The 12797-nt window shown below is 59.7% G+C and carries 8 protein-coding genes; 5 read left to right on the top strand and 3 right to left on the bottom strand.

The genetic code is table 11. The annotated features are described in order from the left end of the window. Positions 1–14 precede the first annotated feature (14 nt). Complete coding sequence (msrB, locus tag EPN93_16310; GenBank protein ID TAL32378.1) at positions 15–497, top strand: peptide-methionine (R)-S-oxide reductase; 483 nt, start codon at positions 15–17, stop codon at positions 495–497. Positions 498–503: 6 nt separating this feature from the next. After that, positions 504–1100, top strand: coding sequence for a peptide-methionine (S)-S-oxide reductase (gene msrA / locus EPN93_16315; protein ID TAL32379.1), 597 nt, complete (start codon positions 504–506; stop codon positions 1098–1100). Between the two features lie 47 nt (positions 1101–1147). Here the strand turns inward: msrA and EPN93_16320 are convergent, their stop codons facing one another. Continuing rightward, positions 1148–1915 (bottom strand): TrkA family potassium uptake protein, encoded by a 768-nt coding sequence (locus EPN93_16320; GenBank protein ID TAL32380.1) that lies wholly within the window; start codon positions 1913–1915, stop codon positions 1148–1150. 192 nt (positions 1916–2107) lie between these two features. Here EPN93_16320 and EPN93_16325 point away from each other — a divergent pair, with 192 nt between their 5' ends. From EPN93_16325 to EPN93_16335, 3 genes are all read left to right on the top strand, one after another. Continuing rightward, positions 2108–2611, top strand: coding sequence for a hypothetical protein (locus EPN93_16325; protein ID TAL32381.1), 504 nt, complete (start codon positions 2108–2110; stop codon positions 2609–2611). 269 nt (positions 2612–2880) lie between these two features. Beyond that, positions 2881–7413: a glutamate synthase large subunit gene (locus EPN93_16330; GenBank protein ID TAL32382.1), complete on the top strand. Its 4533-nt coding sequence runs from the start codon at positions 2881–2883 to the stop codon at positions 7411–7413. Beyond that, positions 7413–8831 carry a glutamate synthase subunit beta gene (locus tag EPN93_16335; GenBank protein ID TAL32383.1) on the top strand — a complete coding sequence of 473 codons (1419 nt, stop codon included), beginning with the start codon at positions 7413–7415 and terminating at the stop codon, positions 8829–8831. The genes EPN93_16330 and EPN93_16335 overlap by 1 nt, the downstream gene beginning before the upstream one ends. Positions 8832–8938: 107 nt before the next feature. Here EPN93_16335 and EPN93_16340 read toward each other — a convergent pair whose 3' ends face one another. Beyond that, entirely contained in the window at positions 8939–10711 is a 1773-nt protein-coding gene (locus EPN93_16340) for a hypothetical protein (protein TAL32384.1), read from the bottom strand. Positions 10712–11011: 300 nt separating this feature from the next. Then, positions 11012–12797: long-chain fatty acid--CoA ligase (locus EPN93_16345; protein ID TAL32385.1), on the bottom strand; the 1786-nt coding region annotated here is incomplete at its 5' end.

A 12797-nucleotide genomic window follows, 5' to 3' on the forward strand; every position in this document is an offset into this window, starting at 1 on the left:
ACCGGAGACCTTTAATGAAGATATCGAGAAGACGACTGTTGCTGCTGGCGGGTGCGGGTATCGTTGCGGCTGCCGTCGGCAGGGAGATCACGATGGCAAAAAAACGCTTCGAGGTGGAGAAGACGGACGAGGAGTGGCGTGCTCTCCTCTCGCCGGAGCAGTATGACGTCCTGCGTAACCACGGGACGGAGCGGGCGGGTTCCAGCCCCCTCGACCGGGAGCATCGTGAAGGGACCTTTTACTGCGCGGCCTGCGACCTTCCGGTCTTCGAGAGTCGGAAAAAATTCGACAGCGGAACGGGCTGGCCCAGCTTTTGGGAACCCCTGCCGGGCGGCGTCGAAACATCGACCGATTTTAAGCTGATATACCCCCGCACAGAGGTGCATTGCGCGCGGTGCGGTGGGCATCTTGGCCACGTGTTTGACGACGGCCCCGCCCCCACGGGGAAGCGCTACTGCATGAACGGGATTGCAATGATTTTCCGGCCCAGGGAGTGAGAACCCATGGAAACCTTATTTCTGGTATGTATCATGATTGTCGCCGCCATCCCGGTTTTTTCCGGAGATGCGCGCGCGGAAGAGAAGGCGTATTTCGCGGGCGGATGCTTCTGGTGCGTCGAGCATGACCTGGATCAGCTTCCGGGGGTCAAGGAAGTCGTCTCGGGCTATGCGGGGGGGCACGTCGAAAGCCCCGCGTACGAGGACGTGTCGTCGGGAAGGACCGGCCACCGGGAAGCGGTCATGGTCGTATATGACCCGGAAAAGATCAGCTATCGCGAGCTTGTCGACAGGTTCTGGAGGCTGATAGATCCCCTTGACGGGGGAGGGCAGTTTTGCGACCGCGGATTCCAGTATACGAGCGCGGTGTTCGTAAGAAACGACCGCGAAAAAGCCGACGCGGAGGCGAGCAGGGCGGCGGCCGAGGCCGCGCTGGGAAAAGGATCGTTTGCGGTCGAAATAACGCCCTTTACCAATTTTTTCCCGGCGGAGGACTATCATCAAGATTATGCCGCGAATAACCCGATCCGCTACAAGTATTACCGGTTCGGATGCGGGAGGGACCGCCGCGTGAACTCCCTGTGGGGGGACGAACGGAAATAACGGCGGCCAGGGCCCGATCGGTCCGGGGTGATATCGGTACGCCCGGGTCAGTCGAGTTCCTGAATTTTCTGGAGGTCCGATTTTTTCCCAAGGTACAGGAGCGTGGAGTTCTCCGGGATCACATCGTTGGCGGTGGGGGCTATCTTCATATTTTCCCACTCGGGCGCATCGGCCCGCCAATTCTTGTCTCCCTGCCCGAACTTGATGCCGAGTATCTGGCACTGGAAGCGGGCCCCGATCTGCAAATCCCTGATGTTCTTTCCGATAAAGCTCTTCGGGGGATGAATATTCATTACGACGTACTCGCCCGCGAGCGGAACGTAATCGAGAACGTTTTTCATCGAGAGGGTTTTCCCCGCCCTGGTCGCCGCGTCCCTGTCGGGGTATACGATATCGAACACCTCCATGCGTTCCAGGATACGGCAATGGTTATCGGAGGACGCCCGCACAATCAGCGATTTCGCGCCGAATTCCTTCAGGAGCATCGATACGAGGACGTTCGTGTCGATCTCACCGATCGCGACGACCACGCCGTCGAAGGACTTGACGTCCAGCTTTTCGAGCAGTGCGCGGTCCGTGGCGTCGCCCTGCAGCGCGTGTGCCAGGTGGGCGCCGGCCAGCTTCAGGCGGTCGCCGTTCGTATCGAGCCCCGTGACGGCGGATCCGTATTCCTTGAAGCTTTTCGCTATGTGTGAGCCGAAATTGTTTAGACCGATTACGAGCATTTTTTTCATAACGAAACTCCTTTCAGGGTATGATGATACGCGTCTTTCCCGGAGGGGAAAGTAAAGAGCATTCCAAGCGTCCAGGCTCATGACCGTTCTGAGCTTAAACCGGTTCCCCAAGGATTTTCAAGGCATTTTTCATGCCCGTGCGAAGATGACGCGCCACCCGCACGGATGTGCCGTTACCGGGGAATGGGATACCGTGGTTTTTTTCTTGATTTACGCGGGATAATATGCTTCTTGAAGGAAGGAATAATTCACCGACACGGAGGAAGCATTATAATGAAAAGGATTGCCATAACATTAATACTGCTGATGGCGGCGTACGGGTTCGGGAACGCCGAGGAGATCAAGGGATACAAGGGATTCAACCTGGGGGACGATTTCGAGAAGGTTTACAACCAGATAAGGGACGTGTACCAGGGCCTGGAGATATCGACCGATCCGCAGCCGGGAGGCGGCGCCCGATTATTGACAAAGACGAGCACGGAGACGGTGGGGTTCTATTTCAACAGGGAGTACGTCCTGTCCAAAATCGTGGTCGACACCCGTATAGATGACGATCATTATGCAAAGCTTATGGAACATATCAAACAAAAGTACGGGGCGCCCAAAACCGAAAGCTCCATGGCAAGCAAACCCAATATCTGGCAGGCGGGGAACCGGTCGGTTACGGTGTACGTGCCGTTCAGGAAAGAGGTTACGGTAGTATACGCGGATTTAAGCCTGATCGAGGTGGACCAGAAACCCTTCCCGCCGTTGCGCGTTGATGTGAAGAGCTTTTAATCCGCCGCAACCCGTTCAATACGTTATACCCGCGATAGGCCCGGTACGAACCGGGCCCTTGCTTTTTAGGGTATTTAGTATTACTAATATAATAAGCTTAGGGCAACTGAATAAAATTTTCATATTCGAAACATAAAAGTGACGCGATATTGGACCGAGTCGCTTGACAAAAAGAAAAGCGTACTCTAGTACGGTTTAATTCCGGAAGTCCCGGAAGGCAGCTATGACGCGCGTATTTCGCCGAGAACCGCTTACAGGATAGAACACCCATGAGAAAGCCCTTCGGTCTCTACGATCCTTCCTTCGAACACGACGCGTGCGGTGTCGGGTTCGTGGTAAATATAAACGGCGAGGCTACCCACCAGATCGTTCGCGACGGCGTAACGATCATATTGAACCTTGAGCACCGTGGCGCGGTGGGCGGCGATGCGACCACCGGGGATGGCGCGGGCATTCTCGTTCAGGTTCCCCACCGCTTCTTCGTGAAGATAGCGGGTGAAAACGGATTTACGCTGCCGGAGCCGGGGAATTACGGTGTGGGCATGATGTTCCTCCCGATGGACGACGAGCGGCGCGCGCGCGCGCTTGGAATTATCGGCGATGTCGCCGGGCGCGAGGGCGCCCATATACTCGGGACCAGGGACGTTCCCGTGAGCGCCGATTGCCTGGGCGAACTGGCCCGGGGCACCATGCCGCATATCGTGCAGGTATTCGTGCAAATACCGGGTATCGCCGGCGACACGCTCGAGCGCAAGCTCTACGTTCTCAGGCGGCGCATGGAGAACACGGCGCGTTCAAACGGGTTTTCCCCGGACGATTTTTACGCGGCGTCCTTTTCCTCGCGTACGGTTGTCTACAAGGGTATGTTCGTCGCGCCCCAGCTCTCGGCGTTCTACCCGGACCTTTCGGACCCGGATTTCACGAGCGCCCTTGCCCTGGTGCACCAGCGCTACAGCACCAACACCTTCCCGAGCTGGCCGCTCGCGCAGCCTTTCCGTTACCTCGCGCACAACGGTGAAATCAATACCCTGAGGGGCAATATCAACAAGATGCGCGCGCGGGAATCCATGCTGGAATCGCCGCTGTTCGGGAATGATATCCAGAAGATCAAGCCGATAATAGACGAGAGCGGTTCGGACAGCGCTATATTCGATAATGCGTTTGAGCTGCTGTGTATGGGCGGCCGCGCCGTCGAACATTCCATGATGATGATGGTGCCCGAGGCCTGGGGCGTCAAGTACCACATGAGCCAGGACAAGCGCGCCTTCTACGAATACAACGCGGCGATAATGGAGCCGTGGGACGGTCCGGCGGCGATGGCGTTCAGCGACGGGATCCGGATCGGCGCGACGCTTGACAGGAACGGGCTTCGTCCGGCCCGCTTCGTGGTTACCAGGAGCGGCCAGGTCGTCGTGGCTTCCGAGGTGGGGGTGCTCGATTTCCCGCCCGAGGACGTGCTCCAGTACGGCCGGCTCGCCCCCGGGAAGATGATACTGGTCGACACGTTGACGAAACGCGTCATGTACAACAATGAAATCAAGGCCCGCGTATCCCGCCAGAAGCCTTACCGGCGCTGGGTGGAGTCGAACAGGATAGACCTCAAGGGGCTCTACCAGGTGCCATCGCCCATAAAGCTCGAACCGGAAGAGCTTTTCATACACGAACGGGTGTTCGGGTTCACGCTTGAGGAGCGCGGCATGATCATCGCACCCATGGCGGAGACCGGCCAGGAGCCCGTGGGTTCCATGGGCAATGACCAGGCGCTCCCGGTCCTGTCAAACCGGCCTCAGCTCCTCTACAGTTATTTCAAACAACTGTTCGCACAGGTCACCAACCCGCCTATCGACCCCTATCGTGAAAACCTCGTCATGTCCCTCATGAGCTTCATAGGGCAGGAACGGAACCTTTTGGACGAGACCCCCGAGCACGTGCGCCAGGTGAAGCTGCCGCATCCCGTCCTTTCAAACGACGATATCGCGAAGATGAAAAATCTCGAAAAACCGGGTCTGCTCGCGCGCACGATTCAGATCCTTGTCGAGATGAAGCGCGGCCGTTATGATTTCGAGGAGGCCTTTGCGAACGTATGCGTGCTCGCCGAGAACGCCGTGGACGAGGGTATCGCGTTCATCATCCTGAGCGATCGCGAAGTATGTCCCCACAAGGTTCCCATACCCGCGCTGCTGGCGGTATCCGCCATACATCACCACCTGGTGAAATGCGGAAAGAGGACGCGCACCGGCCTGATCGTGGAGACGGGAGACGTACGCGACGTGAACCAATTCGCGCTCCTGGTGGGATACGGCGCGAGCGCGGTAAATCCCTACATGGCGCTCGAGGTGGTCACCGATCTTCACCGGAACGGGCATTTTTCCCCCTCGCTCACGCTCGAGGCTGTAATCGACAATTATATCACCGCCCAGAAAAAAGGGCTTCTCAAGATCATGTCCAAGATGGGCGTGGCAACGATCCGCAGTTACCGCGGCGCCCAGATATTCGAGGCGGTGGGTCTCAACACCGCGTTCCTGAACCGCTATTTTCCCGGGACCCCCGGCCGGATCGAGGGGATCGGCCTGGAGAAGATCGCGGAGGACGCCTGCGCCCGCCACGAAAGCGCATTTGCGCCCAACGCCATCCGGGGCAACACGATCGATTCGGGGGGTGCGATACACCTTCGTGCACGGTCGGAAAAGCACCAGCTTACCGCGCGCGCCATCGTGGCCCTTCTCAAGGCCGTGCGGGAAGGCGACTACCGGAGATTCAAATCCTATTCCGCCGAGATGAACAACGCCGGCGAAAACCTCTGCACCCTGCGGGGACTTTTCACCTTCAAGCCGGCTGTACCCATCCCCCTCGACCAGGTCGAGAGCGAGGAAAAGATAATCTCCCGCTTCGTGACGGGGGCCATGAGCTTCGGCAGCATAAGCAGGGAAGCCCACGAAACCATCGCGATCGCGATGAACAGGCTTGGGGCCAATTCCAACTCGGGTGAGGGCGGGGAAGACGAGGCGCGCTATCTGCCCCTGCCCAACGGGGACTCCAGCAGGAGCATGGTCAAGCAGGTCGCCTCGGGGAGGTTTGGGGTCACCAGCAACTACCTGGTCAATTCACGCGAGATCCAGATAAAGATGGCCCAGGGCGCAAAACCGGGGGAGGGGGGCCAGCTGCCGGGCCACAAGGTTGACGTCACCATCGCCAGGGTGCGCTACTCAACACCGGGCGTGATGCTCATTTCGCCGCCGCCCCACCATGACATCTATTCGATCGAGGACCTGGCGCAGCTCATCTACGATTTGAAGAACGCGAATCCCGCCGCGCGCGTATCGGTCAAGCTGGTGAGCGAGATTGGCGTGGGTACGGTGGCCGCGGGGGTGGCGAAGGCCAAGGCGGACACGGTGCTCATATCCGGCCATGACGGCGGGACGGGGGCCTCGCCAATCAGCTCCATCAAGCACGCGGGATCGCCGTGGGAGATAGGACTCGCCGAAACGCAGCAGACGCTCATGCTCAACCACCTGCGCGACAAGATCCGGGTGCAGGTCGATGGGCAGATGCGGACCGGGCGCGACGTGGTGGTGGCAGCGCTCCTGGGCGCCGAGGAATACGGGTTCGGGACGATCACGCTCGTGACGCTGGGCTGTATCATGATGCGCAAATGCCACCTCAACACCTGCCCCGTCGGCATCGCCACGCAGGACCCCAGGCTCAGGGCCCGTTTCAAGGGGGCGCCCGAGCACGTCATGAATTTCATGAGGTTCATCGCGCGCGAGGTGCGGGAATACATGGCCGAGCTCGGTTTCCGCACCATGGACGAGATGATCGGCAGGGCGGACATGCTGGACATGAACGCCGCGCTTGACTATTACGCCGGCCGGGGGCTCGATTTCTCGAAGCTCTTCGCCGTGCCAGGGAACGGAAAGGAGCTTTTGCGGCGCTGCACGAGCGCGCCCGTTATTCAGCGCTCGGTCATCGACGAGGAGCTTCTCGCCGAGACCGCGGACGCGATCGAAACGAAGCGGCCCGTTCGCATCGAGAAAAAAATTAGGAATTCGAACCGCACGGTGGGCGCCATGCTCTCCTCCCGGGTGTCGTTGCGCTACGGATCGGCGGGTCTCCCCGACGAAACCATACGCGTCAAGTTCAGGGGGTCGGCGGGCCAGAGCTTCGGGGCCTTCCTTGCGCGGGGAATCACCCTGGAGCTCGAGGGCAACGCGAACGATTACTTCGGCAAGGGGCTTTCGGGCGGACGGCTCGTCGTGTATCCGGACAGGGCCGCGACCTTCAGGCCGGAGAGCAATATCATCACGGGCAACGTGAACCTGTTCGGCGCGACGGCCGGCGAGGCGTTCATCAACGGCATGGCCGGCGAGCGTTTCGCGGTGCGTAACTCCGGGGCCGTGGCGGTCGTCGAGGGACTGGGCGACCACGGCTGCGAGTACATGACGGGGGGCATCGTCACGGTGCTCGGTAAAACAGGCGTGAACTTCGCCGCGGGCATGTCCGGGGGCGTCGCCTACGTGCTCGACGAGGACCAGCTCTTCGACACGAACTGCAATCTCGAGATGGTCGATATCGAGCCGGTATCGTCCCCCGAGGACATGGGGACCCTGCGCGCGCTCATCGAGCGCCACGTGGAACATACCGGTAGCCGTTATGCGACGCGCATTCTCGAGGAATGGGACGCGATGCTCCCGCAGTTCGTGAAGGTGATGCCCATCGACTACCGGAAGGCGCTCGAGCGGATCAGAAAGGAAGAGAGAAGGGACACCGAGAACGTGCTCGTTACCGAGGAGGTATTCGCATAATGGGCCAGCCAGACGCATTCATCACCATAGACCGGAAAAACTATTCGTACGAGCCCGCGGAACAGAGGGTACAGCACTACAAGGAGTTCGTGAAGCTCCCGCCGGAAGCGGACCTGAGAAGCCAGGGGGCCCGATGCATGGACTGCGGGATACCGTACTGCCACAGCATGGGATGCCCGGTGATCAACCTCATCCCGGAGTTCAACGATTACGTATACCGCGGGCGCTGGAAGGACGCCTACGAGCGCCTGGAGCTCACCAACAATTTGCCCGAAATAACGGGGCGCATTTGTCCCGCGCCGTGCGAAACCTCGTGCACCCTTTCGATCAATGTCGCTCCCGTGACCATCAAGCAGATAGAACTCGCAATAATCGAAAGGGCATTTGCGGAGGGCTGGGTGGTCCCGAGGCCCCCGCGGAAGGAGAGCGGCAGGCGCGTCGCCGTCATAGGCTCCGGGCCGTCGGGACTCGCCGCGGCGCAGCAGCTGCGCAGGGCGGGTCACGGCGTGACCGTGTTCGAAAAAGCCGAGGGGGCGGGGGGCCTTTTACGTTTCGGCATCCCCGATTTCAAGCTGGAAAAATGGGTGATCGACCGGCGCGTCTCCCAGATGATGGCCGAGGGTGTTCAATTTGAGACAAGGGTGGCCGTTGGTGAAGACATCTCCGCGAAGTTCCTGACAAGGAGTTTCGACGCGATCGTGCTTACGATAGGCTCAGAGGAGCCGCGGGATCTGAAAATCCCCGGGCGAGAGATCGAGGGCATACATTACGCGATGGAATTCCTTTCCGCGAACAACCGGTGGATCGCCGGAAAGACGGCCCGGAGCGACAGCATCCGCGCCGATGAAAAAGATGTACTGGTAATCGGGGGCGGCGATACCGGCAGCGACTGTATCGGAACCTCGAACAGGCATGATGCGCGCTCGGTCACCCAGATCGAGATCATGCCCCGGCCCATGGATTGGGACGAGCCGTGGAATCCCGAATGGCCCGAATGGCCTTCGATAATGCGCACCTCCACCTCGCAGGAAGAGGGATGCGAACGGATGTGGTGCGTCTCGACGAAGGGGTTTTCCGGCAAGGGGCGCGTCGAGCGCGCGCACTGCGTGAAGGTCGAGTGGACGCGGGACGACGCGGGCCGGATGAACATGCGCGAAGTCCCCGGCAGCGATTTCGAAATCAAGACGGGGCTCGTGCTTCTCGCGATGGGATTCCTGCACCCGGTTCACTCCCGCCTTATCGGCGACCTGGGCCTTGAATACGATGCGCGGGGGAACATCAAAACCTCGAATTACGCGACAAGCGCCGCGGGCGTGTTCGCGGCGGGCGACGCGGCGACGGGCCAGTCGCTCGTGGTGCGTTCGATCTTCCACGGGAGGCAGGTGGCGGCGGCGGTGGATTCATACCTCAGGGGATAGGCCGGGCCCTCCCAGGTTTTTAGCTCATCTTCGCCTGCTTCATTTCAAGCCTCAAGCCGCGAGGCCGCACGGGAGAGCGCGAAAAAATACGCTTGAACTGCGCGTGCTCAAGCGCCCTTCGAGAATTTTTCAATCTCCCCGCGCAGCGTGCTCATCATCTCCACCAGCGCCTTTGAAGAATCCGTAATGCCCTGGATCCGCAGCGTGTTGTTTTGCGAGAGTTCGTTTATGGAACCCACGGTGCGGGAGATTTCGGTGATGGCAAGGCTCTGTTCGTTCATCGCCTGCGTGATCCGTTCCGCGCGTGTCTTCACCATGCCCGTGCTCTCGCCCACGACGCGGTTCGCCTGGGACTGGCGTTCCGCCTGGGCCGATATTTCCGAAATGAGCGCGACGATGTTCTCAATGTCCTTCATGATCGCGTTGATCCGCGCGACCGCGACCGCGATGTTGGTCATCCCGTTCGCGATTTCAAGCTCGTTGTTTCGTATGAGGGTGTTGATGCTCTTGATGCTGCCCGCGGTCGCATCGGCGAGCTTGCCGATCTCGTCGGCGACGACGGCGAAACCCCGTCCCGCGTCCCCCGCGCGGGCCGCCTCGATCGCGGCGTTCAGGGCCAGAAGATTGATACGGTCCGATATATCGTTGATGATTTCAATGATGCCGGTAATCTCGGTCGAGCTGCCGCTTATGCTCTTCATGCTCTCGTTCATGACCCCGAGGGACTCATCGCCCGATTTTGCGTTGGACGATATCTGACCTATCATCGAGAGCGATCTTGTCACGGTCGTCCCCAGCGCGGCCGTCGATTCGCTGAGCCGCGTCATGGTTTCCGCGAGTCCCTCGATGCCCGCGTACTGGTCGTCGGCGCTCTGTTTCACGCTCTCGACCGCGGCGGAGATCTCCTCGATGGACGCGCTTATCTCCTCGGTCGCGGCGGCCTGTTCGCGGGAATTGTCCGTGAAATCCGCGATGCTCGTCGACAGGGACTCGGAATGTTTTACAAGCGTGTCCGAGTTGGCGTGTATCACGTCGTGGATGAAAAGATTCTGCGCCCGATTTTTGTCCGCCTCTTTCTGTGCGCGCTCATTCGCGATTTCCGTCGAGCGGGCGAGATCGAGGAATCGCCTGAGAGACCCGGCCATCGAGAACAGGATAAAGAGTGTAATGCCTACCACGAAACGCGAATGCCTGCTCTCGGGGAAGATGTCGTACATGATCGTGCTTTCGATCGTGTGGGTGCTCACAATGTCGACAACGGCGCCGTGGATGGCGAGGCCGAGCCCGACGAACGAGGGCATGAGGTAGCGAAGCCGCTTATGGCGCACCATATCCGCGATGAAGCATACGACGGCGTAGATGATGAAGAGGAACAGGACCGCATCACGCACCGAGTACAGCGGTCCCTGGGCGCCCCTGCCGTAGTCCGCCTGGCGGATGAGCCAGTCGGATCGGTGTTCCGTCACGGAGATGAAAAGCCCGGGTGCGATGAAGGAGAGCGCGGCGAATCCCAGTGCAAGACCTAGCCCGATCACGACGAGCGCGCGGTTGAACGAATGCCAACGCGGTCCCATCTTCAGCATATTCATGAGAAGATAGGGGATGGCGAAGAAGAAGAAACTGGCCGCTATCTGTTCGATGCGGTGAAACTGCATGCCCGACATGGGATCGAGCATCCAGCCGCCTTTCAATAACAGCATGGTTTCCGAAAATACGAAAACCGCCCCAATGAGCGCCATGACGGTCATGGTGAAGTAGAGCCGGTCGCGTACGGAAAAGTATATAAATGAAAAAATGAAAAGCCCCATGAGGAGCGTGCCGAAGCAGGCGAGAGGGATGGCGAACTGGGACAGGGTAAGGATTTCCTTGAACTCGGGCATAGTGGTTCCGCCGTGACAGTAAATTATTGCAACTACTCAGCTATTATGAAATGCATAACCAAAAATTATTAAAAGTATTGAATCCCCCCGCCGCCTCTGGCGGCGGGGGGATTCCTGCATTTATTATTTTATGCGCATATATTTGACAAAAAGCCGAGTAGTTACAAAAAGCCTTATCAGACTTGAGGCTGCGCATGCTCAGGTACATATCAAATATAGCCTGGGAAACTCTGGCGGCCAAGTCAATTTATGCAAATTTAACAACGCCGGGCGTCACCGACTGCGGTTCGTAGCCCATCCCTAAATATCCAGGGCGGTCCTGTCGCCGCTGGGATACATCGCATCGATCAGGGCCGCGTATTTTTCCTGGATGAACTGCCGGCGGAGCTTGAAGGTAGGCGAAATCTCCCCGGTGTCGACCGAAAAGCCGTCCGGCATGAGCGTGAACTTGACGATACGCTCGTACTCGGGCAGGGCCGCGTTCACCGTGGACACGAGTCCCTTGAACAGTTCCACTATAGCCGGGTGCCGGACGAGCTGTTCCCCGGTTTCGCACCCCAGGCGATGCTGCCGCTGGTACGCGCGCAGGGCGTTGAATTCCGGACAGATAAGCGCGGCCACGTAGCGCCTGTTTTCGCCGACCGTGCACAGGTACTCGGTAAATCCGTCATTCTCGAAATGCTTTTCGATGTTCCGCGGACGGATGATCTGCCCCGAGCTCAGGGTGATCCTGTCCCGGAGCCTCCCGGTGATGACGAGGTGACCGTCCGCATCGAAGGCGCCTATATCGCCGGTCCGATAATACCCGTCGGGGGTGAACGCGGCCTCGTTTTCAGCCTTGTTGTTGTAATAGCCCGAAAAAATCATGGGGCCCTTGACAAGCACCTCCCCGTCCTGGGATATGCGTTCGGTGACGCCGAGCACGGGCGGTCCAAGGGTGCCCGGCTTGATCCGGTGAGGAGGGTTTATATTCAGCATGGGAAGGGATTCGGTGAGCCCATAACCCTCCATTATGGGACGCCCCAGCCCGCCCGCGATCTCGGCGACGGCCGGTGAGAGGGCGCCCCCCGCCGAGATGAGCAGCCTCGTGTTGTGTATGTTCAGGCCCTTCATGAGATTCTTGTAGACCGGTGCGAAAAGCTTCTTGAGCACGCGGGTCCCGCGCGGAATGGGAACGCCGGCGCTCTCGCGCGCGAAGCAATCCCTGCCCGTACGAACCGCCTTCTGGTACAGGAACCGTATGGGCGCGGGCCGCAGCCTGATGCGCCCGGCGACGTGTGCGAACATTTTTTCATACAGCCGGGGCACCGAGCAGATGATGGTCGGGCCGGTCCGCCTGATGTTTTCGAGCACCTCGCCGGTCTCGAAGGTTTTGCTTATGGACAGGGTGGCGCCCGACAGCGCCGCCCCCATGAGGTCCTCGGCCAGGCCGAAAATATGGCCGAACGGCAAATGGGCGAGCCTGGTGTCGCTCTCCCCGACGCTCAGCAGATGGGACAGATTCCGCTGCGCGAGCAGGTTTCCGTGCGTGAGCATCGCGCCGCGGGGATTGGACGGACTGCTCACCGTGTAGATGAGCGCAGCCGGATCGCTTTCCCCCAGGGGAGAAAGCGAAGCCAGCACGGCTTCCGCCTTCCCCGCGCGCTCCCCCCTGTTGAGGGCTTCGCCGTAATCGATGACGTTCGACTCCTGGCGGTCGCGGGGAAAAAAGGTTATCATCATCCTCAGGGGCGAATTCACCGCGGTGAGCGCGGGGAGGGCTTTCTGGTATTGCGCGATATCGCCCGCGAAAATGAGCATGGGGGAGCAATGGCGCACGATATTCGCCGCCTCGGTCTCGGTCGTCGTCGGGTAGATGGGTACCAGGACCGCACCTACGCTCAGGATGGCGAACACCGCAGCGGCGTAGCGGACCGAGTTGTCGGCGAAGATCGCGACCCTATCCTCGCGGCCCACGCCCATGTCGAGGAGCGCGGAGGCGAGCCGCATCTGTTCGGACAGGAAATCGGAACCCTTCATGGGGACGATATCGCGCGAGGGCCGGCCGTTCTTCTCACGGGAAAGGAAGCGCACGCGGTCCGAACAG

The organism is Spirochaetota bacterium (genome assembly GCA_004297825.1).
In the GTDB taxonomy this organism is placed as follows: Bacteria; Spirochaetota; UBA4802; order UBA4802; family UBA5368; genus FW300-bin19.